This window comes from Kribbella catacumbae DSM 19601 (genome assembly GCF_000372465.1).
GTDB classification, from domain to species: domain Bacteria; phylum Actinomycetota; class Actinomycetes; order Propionibacteriales; family Kribbellaceae; genus Kribbella; species Kribbella catacumbae.
The window spans coordinates 1-1,007 of record NZ_AQUZ01000152.1 but is presented as its reverse complement, the minus strand read 5'-3'; the positions used below and the strand labels follow the sequence as shown (position 1 = coordinate 1,007).

Below are 1,007 nucleotides of genomic sequence, written 5' to 3'. Positions count from 1 at the left end.
CCCCTGGCTACTACTGCACCGGCACCGGCCAGCTCGTCGAGGGCCGCGGCACCCGGCACCTCCGCGTCGGCGGCGTCGCGATCGACACCGCGGTGGGCGCCGCGTTCCTTGCCGCACTCCAACCGTCGGCCTTACAGGCTTGCCTGGCCGCCGCCCAGCAACTCGAGGACGGCCACGACTCCGCTCTCGCGCAGTGGCGGCGTCAGGCCGAGCAGGCCCGCTACCACGCCAGCAAAGCCGAGCGCCGCTACCGGGCCGTCGACCCCGACAACCGCCTGGTCGCCCGCGGCCTGGAAACCGAGTGGAACACCACGCTGCAACAGCTGGCCGACGCCGAGGAAGAACTCGCCCGCCGTGAGCAAGCACGCCCGAAAACCCTTACCCCGCAAGAGAAACAAGCGATCCTCGCCCTCGGCAACGACCTCGATGGCGTGTGGTCGGCAGCGACCACCACCGACAAGGACCGCAAACGACTGCTGCGCAGCCTGCTCGACGAGGTGAACATCAGCGTGCACCGCGACAACGACAAAGGCCGCGCCGATCTGGTGCTGCGCTGGAAAGGCGGCGCGATCACCGAGCTGTCCGTGCCCCTCAAGCGCAAGCCACCGCAGCGGCTGCGCACCGAGGAGGACACCATCGACCTGCTGCGCCGCCTGGCCGTCCACTACCCCGACGCCACCATCGCCGGGATCCTCAACCGGCAAGGAAGGCGCACCGCCCGCGGACTGTCGTTCACCGCCAGTAGGGTCCAATCACTACGCCACCACTGGAACATCCCCCGTCACCAGCCCGGCGACGACCTGCAGGAGGGAGAACTGCTCACCGTGGCCGACGCCGCCAAACAACTGGGCCTGGCTCCATCCACTCTGCACCGCTGGCTGAACGAGGGATTCATCGCCGGCGAACAACTCACCCCCGGCGCACCCTGGCGCATCCGCCTCACCGACCACATCCGCGCCCTGTTCGTCGACGACGCGCCCCACGGGTGGCTCGCCATGCTCGAGGCC

General features: G+C 69.6%; 1 protein-coding gene. It reads left to right on the top strand.

Annotated elements, in window-relative coordinates; translation table 11 throughout:
• Window positions 1-1,007: helix-turn-helix domain-containing protein (locus A3ES_RS0145700; protein ID WP_020393505.1), on the top strand; the 1,007-nt coding region annotated here is incomplete at both ends.